Here is a 19,512-nt window from a genome sequence, read left to right as displayed (position 1 = left end):
TCCAAATCGCTGAGCCGGTACACCCTCTCTGTTTATGCCGTCTTCGCCTTGGATCTGCGCTTGCGATAGAGCATCACTGCTCCTACAGATAATACGCAAAGCGAAATTCCCATTGCAGCACCTGTCGAAGTACCTGCGATCGTAACCCACTCCTGTCCGATATTAATATACTGTGCCTGTATCATCTTCATATCAGAAGCATCCATATCAAAATGCTCAGCCAACTTCTCCAGATTCACTTTGTATTCCATCTCGTCAGAAATCGAAACTCCATCTGCAGTCTGGCGTACGGTCAATTTCATCTGTCCATAAATCGGTGCATCCTTGTCATTGATACTAGATGCTGTCGATCCGGAATCCCGATCCCACAGATAGAACTCATAGGTTCCTGCATCCAGCCCCTCTAACTTAGGATTCATATTGATCTTACCATCTTTATCAACTGCAACCAAGCGGAAGTTAATGGAAGTCTTCTCTTTCTCATTAACGCGGATCGTAAACGGCTGGAACTCGCGCTCATTTTTATGTAAAGTAGAGAGTACATGTCCATACAATGTTGTACCGTCTAAATACAACGCTGCCTCTGCATCCTCGCCAACACCGCCACTCGTAGAATACTGTACTAACTGATGCGGATAATAATCCCAGTCTGTATAATTCCCGTCATATTTAATGCCATGAAAAGACTTATCCTTACTGTCATTCTCTTTGAGGTTAGCGATATCTTTGACAAACATATCCTCTGACATATAATAGCCAAACGAGATTGTATCCTTATACTGCTTGATGGCTGATGCCGGGATTGCAATCTCGTACTGTTTGTTCGAGTAAGAAACCTTGGCACCTTCAATACCATCAATAGAATTTTTATTCAATTTAAATGTTGTATTACGACCTAAATCTGTATAGATCGTATATTTACCATTACGCTTATCACCGGCTGATGTAGCTGAACCAACGCTTTTCTCCTTGATGTAGATATAGAAATAATCTCCATCAAATACGGTCGCCACCTCTTCCAAAGAAGCATCATTTACATCTGTACGTGCAACCGCATCCCAGTCAGTAAACGTTCCATCGATCGTAATACCCTGATACACTGCTTCCGTCGGCTCCGGCGTTGCGACTTCCTTAAGATTCTTAATATCACTGCTCTTTACCGTTGCCCCGCAATATTTGATCGTATAATCATCATCTACGAAAAATGTCTGCGGAATTGCAAATTCAATCTCATATTTATTCGCTTCCTTGCTTGGCTCATAAGCTCCTATCGCTCCGTCAATATCACCATACCAGGCATCCTTAAATTCCTTCAACATATTAACAAAGCGAATCTGGGTATTACGCCCTCCTTGACCGCTTGCATAGGAAATGTCTACGTAAGTATTTGTGATCGGAAGCCCCCATTCGTTGCCTCCGTTCTGCTGTACATAAAAATATACATACTTATCATCCTGCATTACTGCCCATTTTTCAATATTAGTGTTGGTCGATGTCTGCATTTCAACACCTTTCCACTCTGACACCTTGCCATCGATGGTAACTTCTGCTGCTGATGCGATCTGAAATGACGTCAATGCACTTACCGCCAATGCCATCGCACTGATCACTGCCAAAATCTTCTTCATCGTTACCACATCCTCTCTATCATTTTTATCTTAAAAGTTAATATTTCAGGGAAAAAGACAGGAAAATACCATCATCTTCCTGTCTCCCTGTTCCCTACTACTTAATATATCGACTTTTTTCGTAGTATCATTATAACAATTTGTCAAAATTCGTCAACCCCTTATTTTTAGGCATTTTATATACTTTTTTAAGTAGTTTTATACACTTTTTAAGCAGTTGACATTTCGAAAACATTTGCGTATTATTTTGTTCCAAAAATACGATCTCCGGCATCGCCAAGACCCGGACAAATATATGCATTTTCATTGAGCTGTCTGTCTACATGACCTACATAGATCTGAATATCCGGATGCTCTTTGTGCAATCGCTCCAGTCCCTCCGGGGCAGCAATAATGCACATAAACTTGATGTTCTTGCCACCATGTTTCTTGATCTGATTGATCGCATCCACTGCAGAACCACCTGTTGCCAGCATCGGGTCACAGACCACAATAGTACGCTCCTCGATCGGATTCGGCAGTTTGCAATAATATTCCTGTGGCTCATGTGTTTCCTCATCACGATACATTCCAATATGACCTACTTTCGCAGATGGCACCAATGCCAGAATGCCGGATACCATGCCAAGACCGGCACGAAGGATCGGAACAACGGCAAGTTTACGGCCTGCGATCATTGGTGTCATACACTTCTCGATCGGAGTCTCGATCTCAACATCTTCCACCGGAAGATCTGACAGCGCTTCAAATCCTTCCAACATTGCGATCTCGTCAACCAACTGACGAAACTCATTGGTTCCTGTGTTTTTATCGCGCAGCAAGGATATCTTGTGCTGAATCAACGGGTGCTCAAATACTACTACATTATCCATAATATACCTCCAAAATCAGTTGGAATTAACAACTTTATATTTCTTAAATCTTCGATACCATAACTATCATTTTCTATTTGTCATCGTGGTTCATAACATAACCCCCACGGCTCTGATTCTATTTGTCATCGTGGTTCATAACATATACCCCGCGGCTCTGATCTCCATCCGGATTCTTGCCAAACGTATAATCATTGCCCGGTAAAATGGCATTCAACAGGATTCCGGCGATCGCGGCTACTGCCAATGCAGTCAACGTGATCGTCGCACCACCGATTTTGAATGTCAGACCATCCGAAAAACCTAATCCACATACAAAAATGACACCGGCAATGATCAGATTTCTGGACTTTGTAAGATCCACTCTGTTCTCAACCACATTACGAACACCGATTGCAGAAATCATACCATATAGCATAAATGATACTCCACCGATAATGGATGCCGGCATTGTTGAGATCACTGCTGAGAACTTTGGTACAAAGGATAGTAACGCTGCGAATACCGCTGCAATACGAATTACTCTCGGATCATACACTCGAGACAGTTCCAATACACCGGTATTTTCGCCGTATGTTGTGTTCGCCGGTCCTCCGATAAATCCTGCGAAAGCGGTTGCAAGACCATCGCCTAACAGAGTTCGATGCAACCCCGGATCTTCGATATAGTTTTTACCAACTGTTGCAGAAATTGCTGACATATCACCAACATGTTCCATCATTGTTGCAATAGCAATTGGTGCCATAACAAGGATGGATGTAATATCAAATTTGCACATCTGGAACGGTGGAAGTCCGATCCACTTAGCTCCGGAAATAGAAGTGAAGTCAAGAATCGCCTTACCATTTGGATTCGTAATACCACAGGCTGTCAAAATCAGCGCAAAAGCATATGCAATTACAACACCCATAAGGATCGGAATGATCTTAAACATTCCCTTTCCCCAAATATTAAAGATGATGATCACCGCCAATGCTACAAAGGCGATCAGCCAATTGGTCGATGCATTTTGGATCGCCGATGGTGCAAGAGATAAACCAATGCAGATGATGATCGGTCCTGTTACTACCGGCGGCAGAAAACGCATGACGCGGTTTACACCGACCATCTTAAAGATCAATGCAACGACCAGATATAACAGGCCTGCTACTACAATACCGCCGCATGCATATGCTACTTTATCATTAGCACTCATTGTTGCGTACATCCCGTGTTTCAAATTGGCCACGGTATAAAATCCACCTAAAAATGCAAAGGAAGATCCTAAAAACGCCGGAACCTTAAATTTGGAACACACATGAAATATCAGTGTACCAACACCTGCACAAAACAACGTAACCGCAACCGTAAGCCCCTGTGTGAGCGGTTCGCCGCATGCCTCCTTAAAGTAGCCGCCTACCAATATCGGCACCAAAATAGTCGCACCAAACATTGCAAACATATGCTGTATTCCAAGGATCAGCATTTTTGCTTTGCCAAGCTGACGTGCATCATAAATACCTTCTTTTGTCTCTTTCATTTTTTCCTCCAATATAATAATATTTTCAACTAAGGCCGTAAAATTTTGCAGCCCAAATCTACCAAATATCATAGCACGGAATGAAGATTGTAGCAATATTGTACTGTTATTTATAAAGCAAGATCCAACTGTGCTGCCACTTTTGACAATTGCTCTGCAGAAGCACTTAATGCACTTTCCTCCTGTTCGTTAAGCTGGATCGGCACACGAGTTTCCACTCCTTCTCTACCAACAACCGTAGGCATACTCAAGCAAATATCACTGATCCCATACTCTCCATGCATCATAGAGGAGATTGGCAGGATTGACTTTTCGTCACGCATAATGCACTCACAGATACGCTTAACCGACATTGCGATGCCATAATACGTCGCACCCTTCTTTTCGATAATATCATACGCACTGTTCTTAACATCATCTGCGATCCTGTGCATTGCTTCTTCATGGTTAAAATGTCCACGTAATTCGCAAAAATCATTGACCGGGATTCCCGATACGTTAGTACTGCTCCAAGCAACGATCTCGCTGTCCCCATGCTCTCCAATAATAAAGGAATGAACGCTTCGGGAATCAACTTCCAAATGTTCTCCTAACGCATATTTTAATCTTGCAGTATCAAGTACTGTTCCGGATCCTATGACACGATTTTCCGGAAGACCGCTCAGCTTAACTGCAGTATATGTTAAAATATCAACCGGATTTGCCACGATCAGAAGGATTCCTTTATAGTTTCTCTTCGCAATCTCAGGGATAATGCTTTTGAAAATATTAACATTTTTGTTGACTAGATCGAGTCTTGTCTCTCCTGGTTTCTGGGCTGCACCGGCTGTCACTATGATCACTGCTGCATCCACAATATCATCATAATCGCCAGCGTATATTTTCATCTGTCCCGCAAATGGCAGACCATGCGCAATGTCCATCGCTTCGCCCTCTGCCTTATCGTGATTTGCATCAATCAATACTAATTCCGAAAATAATCCGCTCTGCATTAATGCAAATGCCGATGCTGAACCAACAAATCCACATCCTATCATCGCCGCTTTTCTTGTGTCTACCTGTTTGCTCATAGACTACCTCCATTTCACTTCTGTCAATTGTTACCTACTCAAGCTTCGCACATCCGGAGCCGCCATCGGGTCACATATTGCTTATTATGTCTGCAATAAATGTGATATTTTGCAGACGACAAGTTAACTTGCTCTGTCGGCAGCGAGCTAAGATAATTGCCGCAGAACGCAGAGTTTTTGCGTGATTTCTTATTTTGTTAAGTCTCTGATGAATACATGCCCGAAGGATTGTCTGAGATGTCCCGGTTTAGCAAGGTATCATCCATTTTTGGACGGGACGCTTTCGCTACGATGCGCTACGTCACGTTACTTAATGTCTCTGAAATACGAGACATAAGTAACGACGAGCGCAAAGTCCCTTCAAAAATGATGAATACCTTGCTTCCGGGACTTCGAGTTTCCAAAGGGCATGTAAATCATACATCAGAGACAACAAAATCTAGAAATCACCAAAAGCGAAAATGCGGCAAGGCAATTACTATAGTTCTCTGCCGACAGAAATCGCTACGTTATGGCTGCAAAATGCTTCATATTCTTTGACATAATAAGCAATATGTGACGACATGGTGATTTCGGATGTGCGAAGTTTGAGTTATCTATATTATGTACGACCTTATTATAATATATGTGTCAAATTTTTGAAGCCATTCATTATATCTTTTTACACATTTATTATCGATTAGTGTTATTTTTTGAGAGATATTCATGTGATTTTTACACGAATCATATTTATAAAATATAATGGCTCAGTTGTCTATTAATTCTTTTAATCCACGCTCTACGCTTATCATTTTTTGAACATCTCTAATGTCAGATGGATTTCCTTCAGCCTGTGGGGTAGATACACCGTTTTTCGTTTTTCTAAGCAATTCGTATGCTTCTTCAATTAGATGCATAGGCTATTTTATATTTTTTTCTTCTTCCAGCTCCCGGACAAGATATTCGTCACTCATACAATGCATATCGGATACACCCTCGCTCATGAGCTTATACAATTCGGAATGATAAAAAATATCTAAAGCTTTCTCCAGCGAGATATTATTCTCTTTTGCAAAAAGTTCTACCACTCGTGCATACTTCTTCTGTAAGAGAATTGGATTGGCATTCATAGCTTTTCACTCCCTTCAAACAACAAATAAGACAGTGCCTTTTCCGTTCGAAAAGCCATTTGCAGGTTCGGCTTTTCATATTGCAATCTGCGAATGGCTTCTGCCTTATCAATTAATCCATCAAAGAACAGTTCTACTGTATTGAACACCTTATCATTTGCTACACCGCCAACCACAAGATCATAGTCTGTACCATCCTGCTCTCTTCTGCAGTTCAGGATGAAATCCAGCCAATCCTCTGAATAGGTATCAAATGTCAGCACCTTTAAATCTCTATACACACCTTCGTCAAACACATACCGTGATACAATACCATCCTTACCACGACGCTTAAATCTGTTGCACCATTTCTCAGCCTGCTCATAAATGGGTGTGACATAAAAGCCTTTTCCAAAATCAACATTCGGTCTGGAGTGCAACAAATCCGGCTGAGCAACCACTACAAATGAACCATGATATAAGATCATAATTTCACGCCTCTTTCTTTCATAATATCAATAATATCATTCACGATATACTCCTTGCTTTGCGTGTGCAGAACCTCATATTCCGGAATGATATATTCATTCAAAATATCTGTCTGTTCTGTCAAGGCGGCATAGACCTTGGTAGCATCCACATTTAACTTTGATGCAACATTTTCAATACAGAAAATTGCAAATTCTAATTCTCTGCTTCCATGCATAGTCTTATCTATTTCCATAACTTGCATGACCTCCTGTTCATAGTTGATTCATCTATCGTTATAACAAATTATTCAGATATGTCCGTATTCTAGGCCTCATTCTTCCGCTTTGAGCCTAATTATATCAAAATTCACAAAGCATGTACAGTAGTCTATTTCGGATATCTTTTTACACATTTATTATCGTTTAGTGTTATTTTTTGAGAGATATTCATGTGATTTAGTGTTGTTTTTTTCTCTTTTTTCACTGATTTTTACACGAATCACATAATGTGTTCCTTCTGTTATCGGTACCTGGCAAAAGGTCTGACAGGAATCATTTTACCATTTTCAACTTGATAATAATGGTCAGTTTCTTCATCATATACCAGTAACAATAATTTTCCACCCTTATAGACCGATCCGTCAATATAGTAATCACAAATCGCAAACACCTTATCTGCCAAGGTTCTGTCGATGTCCTGAACTTTCATAGTAAATGGGTGCAAATCATACTCATCTACAATATCTTCATTCTCTTTCATCAAATACTGATACTCATAACTCTCAACAGATAGTTCCACTGTAGGAAAAGACAATGAGGCAAGTGACACCTCCATCTTAACGCCATGAATGAGCCTTCCTTCCGACACATACCCCTCTATCGGGTCATAAGAGAAAGTATATGCATTATAATCTCTTCTGCTTCTTGCGTTCTCCCAATCAATAATCGGCAGCAGAAACAATTACTTCCTGAAATAATTCCTTGTCATTATGCAAAAACATTATACAACCTCATTTCATAAATATATTTATAAACCCGATCTGGAAACAATGTAATATACTTATCTACATCTGAGCGTTTCATTCCGATTTTTTTGATATATGAACTAATAATATATGTTGCTGCAACCATATCCTCATCCACATACTGCTCAAAATCTTTCAATAAATCTAACAGTTGTAAGACATCGACATTTTCTTTATTTATTTGTGTCCGAGGTCTTCTAAGCATTATTTTTTGGTTCTTTACACTAACCTCTCTGCATTTCGCACTTGCACCATTGCAGAAATCTTAGATGCCGCACTTCTGTATTTTTCAATTGCCTTAAACTCACTGATAAGTTTCCAGAGATAACTAAAAAAGACCAAAGGCAACATCCGAAAATGCGACCATTGGTCTGCAAAGCCTTTATTTATGGCATTTCTACTATTTTTCTATTTAGTTTTTGACATCAACACGACCGTCTCCACATGATAGCTGTGACCGAACATATCACACGGGCAGATTCGTTTCAGGGCATACCCATTCTCTCCAAAATACTTCAAGTCTCTTGCCAGCGTTGCCGGATCGCAACTGACATACACAATGCGTTTTGGCTCCATCTGAATGACCGTTTGTAATAATTTTTCGTCACATCCCTTTCGCGGTGGATCGAGCACGACCACATCACTGCGTAATGTCCCTCCGCTCTCACGATATTTCGCCGGTACGACCTCTTCTGCTGCCCCGGCAAAAAACTCTACGTTGGATATCTCATTCAATGCTGCATTTTCACGTGCATTTTTTACAGCCTGTTCTACGATTTCAACACCATATACCTTGTCCGCCTTTTGGGACAAGAACAAGGAGATTGTTCCAATGCCGCAGTACAGATCCCAAACCGTTTCATCCCCATGCAGATCAGCATACTCTAATGCCTTATCATAAAGTTTTTTCGTCTGAATAGGATTTACCTGATAAAACGACTGCGCAGAAATACGATAGCGTAAGCTGCCGATACAATCTTCTATATAATCCTGTCCATAAATCGCTTTCGTTTCCCGGCCGAGAATAACATTTGTATTTTTATCGTTGATATTTATGCAAATGCTGACAATCTGTGGATTCGCTTCTCGCAGTACTTCGATCAATTCTTCCTTATGCGGAAGTCTGGTTCCATTAATAACCAGACAAACCATGATCTGCCCGGTGCTTTTGCCGGAACGGATCAATATATGCCGCACAATTCCCTTCCCGGTCGTTTCATCATAAGCACGAATGCCATATTGCTTCATAAAGTCAAGCACGGTGTCTATGATCAGTTGGCTTGCCGGATCAGCAATCGCACAATTGCGGCAGGAAATGATCTGATGCGTACGACCGGCATAAAAACCTGCGACGAGATTTCCGTCTTTGTCATAACCAACCGGGTATTGCGATTTGTTGCGATAATAGTATGGGACTTCCATTCCCATGATCGGTTCCATAACAACCTCATTTTTGTCTATATCAATCCCGCCGATGCGCCGGAGACAATTCGCCACTTTTTCCTGCTTCCACTGCAACTGCTTTTCATAGCTGCAATGCTGCAACTGACATCCACCGCACGGTCTTGCCACCGGACATTTCGGTTCCACGCGGAACGGCGACGGCTGTATAATTTCTAACAAACGCGCATATCCAAAATGCTTTCTCGTTTTCATTACCCGTACTCGGGCAATATCTCCAACCAATGCGTCCTTGACAAAAAGGGCGTACCCATTTGCACGCCCAATTCCTTCACCTTCTGTTCCCATATCAATTATTTCCAGGGTCAGCTCGTCATTTTTGTGACAAACCGCCTCTGAAAATTCTTTTTTTGTTTTTTTTCCCATGCTACTATCTATTCCTTCCTCAGCCCATATCTTCTTAAGACCTTTCACAACTTTCTCTATTTGCGTTTCTGCAAATATCCCGAGCTCTGACGTACATTGGAATCTACAATTCGATTAAATCCAAGCCATTCCATCGTTGGATCTGCTTTATCAAATAATTCCGTCATTGTCTCCATGCGCGCATCAATGTTGTCCGCAAAATTAAGTGCCATCGCCTCTGCCAACGCCGGTTTTTTAGGAGATCCATATTCTAACTCACCATGGTGTGCCAAAATGCAATGACGAAGCTCCGTTGCCAATACCGGTGGGAATCCCGGAATCTGGCTGCTCCATTTGCCGATCAGCTCAGCACCCAAGAAAATGTGTCCCAAAAGCTGACCTTCATCTGTGTATTCATTCGTCGGAAAGTCAGACAATTCATATAACTTTCCAATATCATGAAACATCGCTGCAGTGATCAGAAGATCGTGGTCTAAGATTTCATAATTCTGCGCAAAATACTCGCACATTTTTGTTACACCGAGCGTATGCTGTAACAGTCCGCCAATAAAACCGTGATGCACCGATTTGGCAGCAGAATGCTGCTGAAACTCCTTAGCGATCTCTGTATCATCCACGAACACCATCTCTGCAAGTCTATGTAAATGTGGCTCTTTAATCCCTTCAATATGCTGTTTCAGCTGCTCATACATCTGAGGAATGTCGTATTTCGATGCCGGAATATACTCTTTCGGATCATATTCTCCCTCCTGCGCTTGGCGAATACGATTAATGTTTACCTGTCTGCTCCCCTGAAAAGTCGTAACCATACCATCTACCATAATAAAATCCATGCTGTCAAAATCGTTGATCGCATTGGTGAGTTCCCAAACTTTTCCGTCAATAATCCCCGTTTTATCTTGCAAGAGCAAAGAATAATAAGTCTTACCAGCCTTTGTTTTTAATACCTGCTTGGATTTGCACAAATAAATGCCAAAAAACTTATTTCCCTCTTGATATTCTTTGATGTATGTCATATCTTTTTCATTTCCTTTCTGTCCTTGATCTTATCATATAGAGAAAATGTTAGCATATTTGACCGTCCGCGTCCAGTCCAAATCTATCAAAAAGAGGCTGTATATGAACCATCTGCAATTCATATAACAGCCCCTTTTGGCTTTTTTATTCGTCTTCGTAACGATCTCTCAATTTCTTTAGTGCCTTTTTTTCAATACGTGATACATAAGATCTGGAAATTTGATAAATTTCTGCGATCTCCCTCTGCGTTTTCTGCTCCTTTGCCTGTATGCCGTAACGCAGGCAAAGTATCTCTTTTTCTCGTGGTGTCAGGGTTTGTTCCATATATTGTTCCAACTTACCAATATGCTCTTTTCTCGTCAAACGATCTGCAATATCCTCTTCCTCATATTCCAATACATCAAACAGATTGATTTCATTTCCTTCCTTATCCGAACCTATGGTATCAAACAAATATACATCACGCGCTGTCTTTTTTACGGAACGAAGATACATCAGTATTTCATTTTCTACACATCTCGCACAATACGTTGCAAGCCGAATCTTTTTGTCTTCCCTAAAACTGTCCACTCCCTTGATCAGTCCAATCGTTCCAATCGAAATAAGATCCTCCATTTCTACCCCTGACTGCTGGTACTTCTTGGCAATATAGGCAACCAGGCGCATATTCCGCTCAATCAATTGATTACGCGCCTGCCAGTCGCCTTCCTTGCATTTTTTCAGGTACTCTTTTTCTTCTTTGGCGCTGGGAGGTTGTGGAAATGATTGCATTGTCGCACTTCCCCTTTCACGCTATCCATATATCTTATGCAGCGCACCAAAAGGAAGTGCCTTTCCACATTTTACAAAAATGCTATTTACCTAAACTTCGCACATCCAAAGCTACTGTCAGGTCACATATTACTTATTATGTAATAACACGATAATCTTGGATGTGCGAAGTTTGAGTTATCTATTCAAAATAAATGTCGTTTGGATACAAAAATTTGTTCATTTTCTGCCAGAATTTGCGTTTTTTCTCCGGATCCGGCACTTCAACGATATACCGGTCATACGCATTAATGATCGTTGTATCTAAGTAGCTGCTGACACGTGGCTGATTACGGTTATAGTTCATGTGAACATGTCCATGAAAAAAATACTCCGGTTTGTAATGTTTCATGATCCAACGAAAGCACCGAAATCCTCTGTGTGGCTGATCTTCGGCATCTCCCAGATCCTTAGCCGGCGCATGTGTCACTAAAATATCTAACCCGCCCCGAATACGGATACGCCACTTTAAGCGAGCCAGTCGTTTATACATCTGCTTCTCGGTGTACTGGTATTTCTTCATGGAGTAGCACATCGAACCACCAAGTCCCGCAATACGCAGCCCATTGTGCACAAAGACACGGTCATCAATACATACACATCCATCCGGAGCTTTATAATCATATTTCACGTCATGATTACCATGTACATAAAGCACAGGAGCTGTCGTAAATGTTGCCAAAAAAGACAAATACTCCGCTTTCAGATCTCCGCAGGAAATGATCAGATCAATGCCATCAAGCTTTTCTTTTTCAAAATAGTCCCATAAATATTTTGATTCTACATCCGCTAATAACAATATCTTCATCCGTTCTCACCATGCCTTTCCTACAAAATCTTGCCTTCTCCCTCCGGAAGTACCTGCTTCAATCCACGGAGACTGACAAGCTCTTTCGCATGGTCTATCAACTGATGGATCGTAGGAATATCACCTACAATACCATCGATCAGCCAATCCATCATCATTATATCTTCAGACTGCAGCGCCTCGTCTGCATTGCAGCGCTTATTATGATCTTTATCATATAATTCTCCGGAAAACATCCAGTAATTTCCCTCAGCGATCGCATTTTTCATAAAATCAACCAGTTTGCGCGTGCTGGTCGGAACACTGCTACCCAAAATAACATCCAGCACATTTGCGGACAATCCCCACCAGTAATTCAGCGCCTTTGGCTCCTTGGTCGTGTCTGTTTTCCAAGATCCGCGCATGATACTGTTGATCAATTCCTCATAAAAAGCACCCCACTGGTACACCGTAGTAGCTATATTTTTGGCACCATTCTCGGTCAAATGATACAATCCCAAGGCACGGTCCTCTTTCGTCGGCGAGATCATATTCTGCGAAGAAATATATGAAATGCCATGGCTTAAAAAGTACTCATCCGTATGCGCATCTTTCATCGTCGACCACTGCAAATGAATACGGGCACGTGGGTTGATCGCGCGCGCTCCCAGCGTAAATGCATTGATTCCCGGAATCACACCGTAAATCGGATAATCCGCCAGATATCCAATGTCATCCTGCTCACTCATCGCTGCTGCCACCATCCCCAGCAAAAACTTGCCTTCATAAATACGAATACCATAGGTTCGAATGGATGCATGCGGTGAATTTAACGAGCAATTCAATATTTTTGTATTTGGATACAACGGTGCCACTTTGATGCAGGCTCGAATAAACATTGGTGCGATTGCAAAAATAATATCATATCCCTCTTCGCAAAGCTCCGTAAATAACTCCTCATCTTCCTCATAAGGCTTGGCGATAAACTTCTCCGCCTCAATCTCCCCGTGAAATACATCCAGAATATGCTCGCGCCCTAATTCCTGTGCATAGATCCAATCCGATTTTGATGGTGGTACATCATAAACAAATGCCACCTTGTGCACTTTTTTGGACTGGATCTTCTTGATCATAGACGTTTCCGTCGTTGGTGTGATCAATAATTCTACCGGTTCCTCTACGGTCAGCGTTTTGATTTCCGGCCAGATCTTTTCCAAATCTTTTTTTATCTCACCGGTTAATTTCTCCATGGACTCATTGTACGGATACAGGGACAGATACAATAACAGCGCATCATCCTCTGTAATATCCTTTAACTCCAGTCCCCCCAATGCTTTGTATGCATTATAAAATGCCAAATGGAACGATGAAAAGTTCATGCGGTCATCATCCGTCCACTCTTCATTGTTCCCTCGTCCCACATATTCGCATAACTTCTGATATCCTCCGGTTTTGGTAAAGATGACATAACTAATCTTTGTTTTACGATAAAAATCCATATATTCATAATAGACTTGAATCTCCGGATCATCCGTTAAACGAGGCACCTTACGAATCACTTCCGCAGCGATAGTTGGAGAATCTACATATTTGAGTACACTGGTTCTCTTATTTCCTTCGATCACATAATATTTATTTAAAAATTCATAGGCCTTGATCGGAGTATGAATCCCCTCTTCAATCTGCGCATCATAGAGTGTTGACCACTTTGTAGCAAACTCACTGCCATAATCCAACAAAGGCATAAAATTAGATGCAAATGCCTGCGTACGCCCTGCAGAGGATGTTCCCACCACTTGTTTTAATGGAATATTTACCGTCCCCAGAATTTCCTCTCTCTCAATCCGGACATGAGAAAGAATCTCATCCAATACCGGAAGATACGGATATGCACCTCTCACTGTTTTATTTTTATATGCTTTTAAAGCTAATTTTTGTGCCTTCAAATAATCGTCGTATGCCATAGCTCCTCCAATCTATTGCCTATCAATACTCATTACCGCTCATTGTCACGTTGCATCGAACACAACATGCCCGGAACGGTTTCTACTATATTAGTATAGCAACCAATTGGGGCGAATGCAATCATTTAGGCGTCAATTTGCCATGCTCCATTTCATACACACGGTCACACAAAACTGCAATATCCTCCGATGAATGTGAGCAAACCATAATCGCCTTTCCCGCATCTTTTAATTGCAACAGATATTGCCGCATCTCCACAACCCCCTCCTTATCCAACCCATTAAAGGGCTCGTCAAGAACTAATACACTTGGATCTTCCATAATTGCCTGTGCTAACCCCAATCTTTGACGCATTCCTAAGGAATATTTTTTTACACTACGTTTCATATCCGGATCCAATCCTACCATCTGCATAACTTCACGAATCCTTGTCTTATCAATTCTATTTTGAATAGATGCTAACAACTGCAGATTTTTATAGCCTGAATAATTAGGAATAAACCCCGGTGTTTCAATAATGATTCCAGCATTCGGAATAAAATCTATATCTTTTCCAATCACTTGACCATCTACCTGTATTTCTCCAGAAGTCGGTTTCACAAAACCGCAGATACACTTCATCAACATCGTCTTACCGCTTCCATTTCTACCCACGACACCACAAATCTGCCCCTTTTGACAGGTGAAATCAACATTCTCTAATATCTTTGCTTTTTTTATCTGCAATGATACCTTTTGAACTTCTATCATGCTCTAGTCCTCCCTTACAATCTAATACATCAGCGCATTCCAACTTCGCATCTCCAAAATCATCACATCGTCACATATTGCTTATTATTTCAAAGATTACTATGTATTTTGCAGCTACAACATGACGATTTCTGCTGGCAGAGAACTATAGTAATTGCCTTGCCGCATTTACGTTTTAGGTGATTTCTAAATTTTGTTGTCTCTGATGATTGATTTACATGCCCTTCGGAGAACTCGAAATCCCGGAAGCAAGGTAATCATCATTTTTGAAAGGGACTTTGCGCTCGTCGTTACTTATGTCTCGTATTTCAGAGACATTAAGTAACGTGACGTAGCGCATCGTAGCGAAAGCGTCCCGTCCAAAAATGGATGATACCTTGCTAGACCGGGATATCTCAGACAATCCCTCGGGCATGTATTCATCAGAGACTTAACAAAATAAGAAATCACACAAAAGCTCTGCGTTCTGCGGCAATTATCTTAGTTCGCTGCCGGCAGAACAAGTTAGTTTGCCGGCTGCAAAATATCATATTTTTTACTGACATAATAAGCAATATGTGACCCGACAGCATCTTTTGATGTGCGAAGTTTAAATCAGTGTACTAATAAAACATCTTTTTCTTCAACTGCTTTATAGATAATCCAATCATTATTATTTCCAACAGCACCAAATATGCATAGGAATACCCAAGCGATACAGAAAACTCTGTATAAACATACCTATTATGAAGTGCGAGCACGGCGTGACAAAACGGAGACAACCACATAGCCCCTATGCGATAATTATTAAAAATAAGTACAAATAAAATCGAAATCACATTCAACAGAATTGCCACTAATTTTTTATTCATAATCGAAAAATAGAGCGTCACCGTTCCCATTAACACCATGCAAAGCAAAAGTAATACTACGCCATGAATTACCGCTTGGTAAGGGGAATAATACTTAAAAACCTGTTGGTCAATAAATCGATTATTATCAGACAGCAATTTTTCATAACTGCTCTTATAATAGATGGTAAAATTACTCCATATATTTCCTATATAACTATACTTTGCAGCACAAACCATGCAGCCAGCCATAAGTAACAAAATATATGCCAAAGAATACAGGGTGATCTGCAAAAGTTCTCCAAAAAACCACCCTTTTTTACCGGCACGGTATATCAATAACAACTGATCACTATCCAACCTTGGAATCGTAGTGAGGATCAACACATAGCCCACCAAAAAAACAACCAGATAATACCAGTGGTTTAAGCACATAATAAATGTTTCAAATACTCCAAGCGGCTGTCCAACTTGTTTTGCATGATCAACCATCACTCTGACACCGTTATCCAAAATAAAACCAATGATCAACAACAAAATAATATTCTTTTTATCTGCAAATGATTCTTGCAAACCGGGTCGAAGTATCAATAAAACTTTTTTCATCGTAGCCCTCCGTTTCTATGATCTTTTGTTTTCCTTAGCGTTCCGTAATATCAAACTGCCTTTGCGACACATAAACCATCAACCAATAATTAAACGCTATGATAATCACCGCAATAAGCAAAGCCAGCCATGTTCTATTTTGATAAAACCCCTCTACCGAGGAACCTGCATAATGCAAAAAACATGGATTGATCAGATCTGCCACTCTGCCTGCGAGAATTTTTCCATCTCTAAGATATTTGGTGGATAATTCTCCATATATTCTACACTGCAAATAAATTACTGCAATCGTGCTGCCTAATACCAAATATTTATCCTGTAGCAATACTCCCATCAAAAAACAGAAAGAACTATTTATCACGGAATACAGACAAAAGAATAATATTCCTTTCATCAGTTGCATATAAATCAGAGTCATCGAAATCTTTTGTGCACTATCAGCTCCCTCTATCATCTTACCGGAAAACGTAAAGTATATAACTGAAAACGATTCATCAGACACTGGAATATAATCATATCCCACCAAAAGTGTAGCATAAAATAATACGATCGCCGTGATAGAAACACCTACTGCAGTAATCGCATTTGCAATGATTTTAGCAGTATAATATTCCTTAAAACTGCATCTTGTAATTATCATCCTCTTATTTTTCGTTGAAATTTCCTCTAAGTAATTAATCACACTTGGGAAACCACAAATTACAGGCATCACAACCGGCAAATATGCATTATCCTGCCACATATTGTTCATAGGGGTCAAATAGGATGAACTAAACCCTTTGGTCCAATTTCCATGAAATTTGTTCCAAATTGCCTGAAGGATTGTTGTTGATGTTTCATCTCCTAATACCTGTCCACTGTCCCCAAGCATAAACATAATATAAAGAAGTGCAACTGCAATCAAAAAATATCTGCTTTTTATGCTCTTTTTGATCTCTAACCTTATCATAGGATCAGTACCCCCCTGTTTCCTCATAATAATATAATGTCCCATCCAGTGCATCAACAATAACGCTAGCGCCATGTATATCATCTGTGCTTGTATTAAATGCAGATCCTGAAGCTCCTGTCATAAACACCCATACCGGACGCAAACAAGTCGTATCGTCTACGCACTGATACACCCCCTGAACATTATCCTTTGCCTCATGGTTCTTTTGTACAAGCAGATATACCAATCCACAATTTTGAAACGACATACCTCCAATATGAGCAATCTCTTTCTTAATTTTACGTACCGCCCAAAGTGGCGAGATGATTTTTTTATGCGCTTTCGTGCTTGCAATATCAAAGCATTCGAAACCTGTATTAACATAATCTAATGTCTTCTTATGACACATAGTCGCCATAATGTGATTTCCGCAATGCGTATATGGATAACTTTTTCCATCAGCTAATAAAAAATCGGAGCTTGTATCCACTACCATTCCATTATATAGCCGTCCGATCACCATGCTGTAGCTATAATACTCTTGATCAGGTACTTTCATGACATACAAATGTTGTACTTTATAAGTAAACTTTTCCTTCTCAAACGACCGCATATGTTTATTAAAGAGACCTTCTGTATATGTAACTGCATCTAATACCGAAAGTTCACCGTCTTGTAGAGCATATTTGTCCTGCTTTGATGCGACCTCTCCCCATTCAAAATTATATTTTTTCACACAGTTATCAATTGATGGCTCAGGTTCATCTCCCAATGAATTTCCACAGAAAAATCCCATAGAACTATAAGAATATGTTTTTCCGGTTTTCTTATCACTTTTTTCCTTCCCATAATAATTCGGAATATTGTCGTTTGGAAAATCCTGTTCTTGAATTTTCTCCCAATCCACAGTATCATAATCACTCCATAACGACTGGATCACTTTTTTTAGATCATTATCATTTTGGGTATACCAAGGGGTGAGTTTTATCTCCGAGATCTCTTGCACGTCTGGAAACATAATCATTTTAGGAAATTGCAGCCCATCCATATTAATCCCCTGCAACTTCAAAGTCTGTCGCTTTGCTTCTTGTACAGGCACTAACTTGTCCGAAGATAAATCAACTTTATCCGTTGTATCTTTGTCTCGCTTCGGCGCTTTTTGACATCCTGTAATGCATAATGTAAGAATTAATAATATACAATATAGTAAATAGTTTTTGTGAAATACTCTCATAATCTTTATTATCCTTTCACCTGTGCTTTAATTGTAAAAGCAGTGTAGTTTGATACAGTTCCTCTAAATTTCAATTTCTGACCTGAAAGTGGTATGGCATTTTTATATTTCATTGCCTTTCCATTTGAAGTCCCTGTAAATGACACTGATGTAGTCGGAAACGAATTGGTCACCGATTTCACAGTTAAAACTGCATTGATATGCTAAACAAGCTCACCCTCATGGCATCTGTCTTTATTTTACATACTCTGAGGAATATATCTATAACTATTGCAGAATTCAAAAATAAAATGCAGAATTTAAAAGTCACAATAATAATTTATCCTCTGTGCTATATATCGTAATATTTCGCATACTCCTCTTGTACCTTATTATATTTACTTTGTGAAACACTGAGTTCTTCTTGAATGCTAATTTCATCCGTCAATCTCGCCGAATATCGCTGAATACTCTCGACATATCTCATGTTGACAAGAAAACTTTTATGAATGCGACAAAATCCATACATGCACAATATTTCTTCAATTCTATCTAATTTCTGATACATAGAGTATGTTTTCGATACATTTTTAATGTGAAATATCACTCTATGTAAACAACTCTCAATATATACTATATCGCTAGGATATATCTTCTTATTTCCTTCCACAAAAGCAAATTGTAATTTTGAAGTTTTCTCAATAAATCTCTGCATAAAATCGTCCATACATCTAACTATCCGCTTATCCCACATAGCATCACCTTTTATGATATTCTGCATCGCGTTTATTTTAGTTTCATCAACATGCACTCCCTGACATGCTGTCACGAAAATAATGCGGTAAGCATCTCCGATAATCATTAAATCCACCTCAGATGCAGGAGATTCTATACAGTATTGATAACCATGTACCCGCATATATTGATCTACAAGTCTTTTCTCCTTTCTTAAATAATTTTCATCAGTATCACACACTGCAACCTTCACCATTTCTATACCCCCTCGTATTATTCGACAAATGATTTGAACCCTGCCAAAATATTCCCTTTTATATATTAGACTATTTAAAAGCCCAAAAGGTTCATTTTATTTTAATAAATTAA

19 protein-coding genes are annotated in these 19,512 nt (G+C 40.0%); all 19 read right to left on the bottom strand.

The window, feature by feature from the left end; all coding sequences use genetic code 11:
* Positions 1-32: 32 nt before the first annotated feature.
* Positions 33-1,628: a Firmicu-CTERM sorting domain-containing protein gene (locus tag DXB73_RS06790; RefSeq protein WP_118690558.1), complete on the bottom strand. Its 1,596-nt coding sequence runs from the start codon at positions 1,626-1,628 to the stop codon at positions 33-35.
* Positions 1,629-1,870: 242 nt separating this feature from the next.
* Positions 1,871-2,500 (bottom strand): uracil phosphoribosyltransferase, encoded by a 630-nt coding sequence (gene upp / locus DXB73_RS06785; RefSeq protein WP_118690557.1) that lies wholly within the window; start codon positions 2,498-2,500, stop codon positions 1,871-1,873.
* Positions 2,501-2,618: 118 nt separating this feature from the next.
* Positions 2,619-4,019, bottom strand: a complete 1,401-nt coding sequence (locus tag DXB73_RS06780) for a uracil-xanthine permease family protein (protein ID WP_182448201.1) — start codon at positions 4,017-4,019, stop codon at positions 2,619-2,621.
* 110 nt (positions 4,020-4,129) lie between these two features.
* Positions 4,130-5,089 carry an L-lactate dehydrogenase gene (locus DXB73_RS06775; RefSeq protein WP_118690556.1) on the bottom strand — a complete coding sequence of 320 codons (960 nt, stop codon included), beginning with the start codon at positions 5,087-5,089 and terminating at the stop codon, positions 4,130-4,132.
* 899 nt (positions 5,090-5,988) lie between these two features.
* Entirely contained in the window at positions 5,989-6,198 is a 210-nt protein-coding gene (locus DXB73_RS06765) for a DUF3791 domain-containing protein (RefSeq protein ID WP_118690554.1), read from the bottom strand.
* Positions 6,195-6,665, bottom strand: a complete 471-nt coding sequence (locus DXB73_RS06760; protein WP_118690553.1) for a DUF3990 domain-containing protein — start codon at positions 6,663-6,665, stop codon at positions 6,195-6,197. Before DXB73_RS06760 ends, DXB73_RS06765 begins: the two co-directional genes overlap by 4 nt.
* Positions 6,662-6,901 (bottom strand): DUF3791 domain-containing protein, encoded by a 240-nt coding sequence (locus DXB73_RS06755; protein WP_118690552.1) that lies wholly within the window; start codon positions 6,899-6,901, stop codon positions 6,662-6,664. Before DXB73_RS06755 ends, DXB73_RS06760 begins: the two co-directional genes overlap by 4 nt.
* A 266-nt stretch (positions 6,902-7,167) precedes the next feature.
* On the bottom strand, positions 7,168-7,515 hold the full coding sequence (locus DXB73_RS06750; RefSeq protein ID WP_243103982.1) for a hypothetical protein: 348 nt from the start codon (positions 7,513-7,515) through the stop codon (positions 7,168-7,170).
* A gap of 119 nt (positions 7,516-7,634) precedes the next feature.
* Entirely contained in the window at positions 7,635-7,877 is a 243-nt protein-coding gene (locus tag DXB73_RS06745; RefSeq protein WP_118690550.1) for a hypothetical protein, read from the bottom strand.
* A 203-nt stretch (positions 7,878-8,080) separates the two neighbouring features.
* Positions 8,081-9,499 carry a 23S rRNA (uracil(1939)-C(5))-methyltransferase RlmD gene (rlmD, locus tag DXB73_RS06740; protein ID WP_118690549.1) on the bottom strand — a complete coding sequence of 473 codons (1,419 nt, stop codon included), beginning with the start codon at positions 9,497-9,499 and terminating at the stop codon, positions 8,081-8,083.
* 56 nt (positions 9,500-9,555) lie between these two features.
* Positions 9,556-10,515, bottom strand: a complete 960-nt coding sequence (locus DXB73_RS06735; RefSeq protein WP_118690548.1) for an HD domain-containing protein — start codon at positions 10,513-10,515, stop codon at positions 9,556-9,558.
* Between the two features lie 145 nt (positions 10,516-10,660).
* On the bottom strand, positions 10,661-11,287 hold the full coding sequence (sigK, locus tag DXB73_RS06730) for an RNA polymerase sporulation sigma factor SigK (RefSeq protein ID WP_022024416.1): 627 nt from the start codon (positions 11,285-11,287) through the stop codon (positions 10,661-10,663).
* 181 nt (positions 11,288-11,468) lie between these two features.
* Positions 11,469-12,134 carry a metallophosphoesterase gene (locus DXB73_RS06725; protein WP_022024307.1) on the bottom strand — a complete coding sequence of 222 codons (666 nt, stop codon included), beginning with the start codon at positions 12,132-12,134 and terminating at the stop codon, positions 11,469-11,471.
* A 20-nt stretch (positions 12,135-12,154) separates the two neighbouring features.
* A complete protein-coding gene (locus tag DXB73_RS06720) occupies positions 12,155-14,077 on the bottom strand; it encodes a BMP family ABC transporter substrate-binding protein (protein WP_118690547.1) in 1,923 nt (640 codons plus the stop codon).
* 121 nt (positions 14,078-14,198) lie between these two features.
* Positions 14,199-14,828: an ABC transporter ATP-binding protein gene (locus DXB73_RS06715; RefSeq protein WP_022024309.1), complete on the bottom strand. Its 630-nt coding sequence runs from the start codon at positions 14,826-14,828 to the stop codon at positions 14,199-14,201.
* A 602-nt stretch (positions 14,829-15,430) separates the two neighbouring features.
* A complete protein-coding gene (locus DXB73_RS06710; RefSeq protein ID WP_118690546.1) occupies positions 15,431-16,264 on the bottom strand; it encodes a hypothetical protein in 834 nt (277 codons plus the stop codon).
* 34 nt (positions 16,265-16,298) lie between these two features.
* Positions 16,299-17,213, bottom strand: a complete 915-nt coding sequence (locus DXB73_RS06705; protein ID WP_118690545.1) for a hypothetical protein — start codon at positions 17,211-17,213, stop codon at positions 16,299-16,301.
* A 4-nt stretch (positions 17,214-17,217) separates the two neighbouring features.
* On the bottom strand, positions 17,218-18,429 hold the full coding sequence (locus DXB73_RS06700) for a hypothetical protein (protein WP_118507514.1): 1,212 nt from the start codon (positions 18,427-18,429) through the stop codon (positions 17,218-17,220).
* A 331-nt stretch (positions 18,430-18,760) separates the two neighbouring features.
* Positions 18,761-19,399, bottom strand: a complete 639-nt coding sequence (locus DXB73_RS06695; protein WP_118690544.1) for a LytTR family DNA-binding domain-containing protein — start codon at positions 19,397-19,399, stop codon at positions 18,761-18,763.
* Positions 19,400-19,512 lie beyond the last annotated feature (113 nt).

The organism is Clostridium sp. OM05-6BH (assembly GCF_003481635.1).
Lineage (GTDB): Bacteria > Bacillota > Clostridia > Lachnospirales > Lachnospiraceae > Butyribacter.
The sequence above is the reverse complement of the archived record's forward strand: the minus strand, read 5'-3'. Positions and strand labels throughout refer to the sequence as shown.

Coding starts and splice junctions, on each gene's coding strand:
- DXB73_RS06745 (WP_118690550.1), bottom strand. CDS start 7,877: ATGCTTAGAAGACCTCGGACACAAATAAATAAAGAAAATGTCGATGTC.
- DXB73_RS06790 (WP_118690558.1), bottom strand. CDS start 1,628: ATGAAGAAGATTTTGGCAGTGATCAGTGCGATGGCATTGGCGGTAAGT.
- DXB73_RS06755 (WP_118690552.1), bottom strand. CDS start 6,901: ATGGAAATAGATAAGACTATGCATGGAAGCAGAGAATTAGAATTTGCA.
- DXB73_RS06775 (WP_118690556.1), bottom strand. CDS start 5,089: ATGAGCAAACAGGTAGACACAAGAAAAGCGGCGATGATAGGATGTGGA.
- DXB73_RS06710 (WP_118690546.1), bottom strand. CDS start 16,264: ATGAAAAAAGTTTTATTGATACTTCGACCCGGTTTGCAAGAATCATTT.
- DXB73_RS06715 (WP_022024309.1), bottom strand. CDS start 14,828: ATGATAGAAGTTCAAAAGGTATCATTGCAGATAAAAAAAGCAAAGATA.
- DXB73_RS06720 (WP_118690547.1), bottom strand. CDS start 14,077: ATGGCATACGACGATTATTTGAAGGCACAAAAATTAGCTTTAAAAGCA.
- DXB73_RS06735 (WP_118690548.1), bottom strand. CDS start 10,515: ATGACATACATCAAAGAATATCAAGAGGGAAATAAGTTTTTTGGCATT.
- DXB73_RS06695 (WP_118690544.1), bottom strand. CDS start 19,399: ATGGTGAAGGTTGCAGTGTGTGATACTGATGAAAATTATTTAAGAAAG.
- DXB73_RS06760 (WP_118690553.1), bottom strand. CDS start 6,665: ATGATCTTATATCATGGTTCATTTGTAGTGGTTGCTCAGCCGGATTTG.
- rlmD (WP_118690549.1), bottom strand. CDS start 9,499: ATGGGAAAAAAAACAAAAAAAGAATTTTCAGAGGCGGTTTGTCACAAA.
- sigK (WP_022024416.1), bottom strand. CDS start 11,287: ATGCAATCATTTCCACAACCTCCCAGCGCCAAAGAAGAAAAAGAGTAC.
- DXB73_RS06700 (WP_118507514.1), bottom strand. CDS start 18,429: ATGAGAGTATTTCACAAAAACTATTTACTATATTGTATATTATTAATT.
- DXB73_RS06705 (WP_118690545.1), bottom strand. CDS start 17,213: ATGATAAGGTTAGAGATCAAAAAGAGCATAAAAAGCAGATATTTTTTG.
- DXB73_RS06765 (WP_118690554.1), bottom strand. CDS start 6,198: ATGAATGCCAATCCAATTCTCTTACAGAAGAAGTATGCACGAGTGGTA.
- upp (WP_118690557.1), bottom strand. CDS start 2,500: ATGGATAATGTAGTAGTATTTGAGCACCCGTTGATTCAGCACAAGATA.
- DXB73_RS06725 (WP_022024307.1), bottom strand. CDS start 12,134: ATGAAGATATTGTTATTAGCGGATGTAGAATCAAAATATTTATGGGAC.
- DXB73_RS06780 (WP_182448201.1), bottom strand. CDS start 4,019: ATGAAAGAGACAAAAGAAGGTATTTATGATGCACGTCAGCTTGGCAAA.